The following is a 1,271-nucleotide window of genomic DNA, read 5'->3' on the forward strand; positions in this document are numbered from 1 at the left end:
TGAAGTGGCATAGTTAATTTGGCCACCTACTTAGAGGTGTTATCATGCACCTCAGTAAACGTTAGGTGACACAATGACTAAACCAAGAAAACCCAATTTCAGTCCAGAATTTAGATTAGAAACAGCACAGCTTGTTGTTGATAACGGCTATACCCACGAAGAAGCAGCTAAGGCGATGAATGTTGGTTATTCAACCATCGGCAAGTGGGTCAAGCAGCTTCGTGAAGAGCGCCAGGGTAAATCACCGAAAGCGACACCGATGACACCTGAGCAGATTGAGATTCGAGAATTAAAGAAACGAATAGAACGTATTGAATTAGAAAAGGAAATTCTAAAAAAGGCTACAGCTCTGTTGATGTCGGACTCACTGAACAATTCGAATTAATCGAAAAACTCAATCAGAGCCATAAAAGAAAATACCGAATTAGCCTGCTATGTGACGTGTTTGGTGTTCATCGTAGCAGTTATAAATACTGGGCTGTTCGCGATAATAGCTTAAGCGTTGAGCAAATAAAGCTTAGGGCTGAAATAAAGCGATTTCATGCGTTGAGCGGTGGTTCTGCTGGTGCGCGTAGCTTAGCAGATATGCTAACAACAGCAGGCTACCCATTAAGCCGTTATCGAGCGGGTAACTTAATGACTGAACTTGAATTAGTTAGTTGTCAAATACCTCAGCACAATTATAAAAAAGCGAATAAAGAGCATGTTGAAATACCGAATATTTTAAATCGTCAATTTGATGTGATCGAACCCAATAGCTACTGGTGTGGTGATGTCACCTATATTTGGACAGGCTCACGCTGGGCATACTTGGCAGTTGTCCTCGACTTGTTTGGTCGAAAAGTGATTGGCTGGGCATTATCCCATTCACCTGATAGCCTATTGACCATGAAAGCGTTAACGATGGCCTATGAAAGTCGTGGCAAACCGGAAAATGTTATTTTTCATTCAGATCAAGGTTCGCATTACACCAGCATGAAATTCAGGCAATTAATTTGGCGATACCAGATAACACAAAGTATGAGTCGTCGTGGAAATTGTTGGGATAATAGCCCAATGGAGCGGTTCTTTAGAAGTTTAAAGACAGAATGGATACCAACGACAGGCTTTAAGAGTTTTACTGAAGCTAAAAAAGCAATAATCAATTACATCATTGGTTATTACAATCAGACTAGGCCACATAGATACAATGCTGGTTTAAGTCCAAATGAGTCAGAGAAAAGATACTGGCTAAACTACAAATACGTGGCCAATATGACTTGACCACTTCA

1 protein-coding gene is annotated in these 1,271 nt (G+C 40.7%); it reads left to right on the forward strand.

Going from position 1 to position 1,271, the window contains the following annotated elements; translation table 11 throughout:
• Positions 1-73: 73 nt before the first annotated feature.
• Positions 74-1,263 (forward strand): IS3 family transposase gene (locus tag ACSLUO_RS17655; RefSeq protein WP_448250585.1). Its coding sequence is split into 2 segments (ribosomal slippage): positions 74-341 and positions 341-1,263, totalling 1,191 coding nucleotides; the frame shifts between segments, so codons are not numbered across the junction.
• The last annotated feature ends 8 nt before the right edge of the window (positions 1,264-1,271 follow it).

The sequence above is a fragment of the Thalassotalea agariperforans genome (assembly GCF_053470345.1).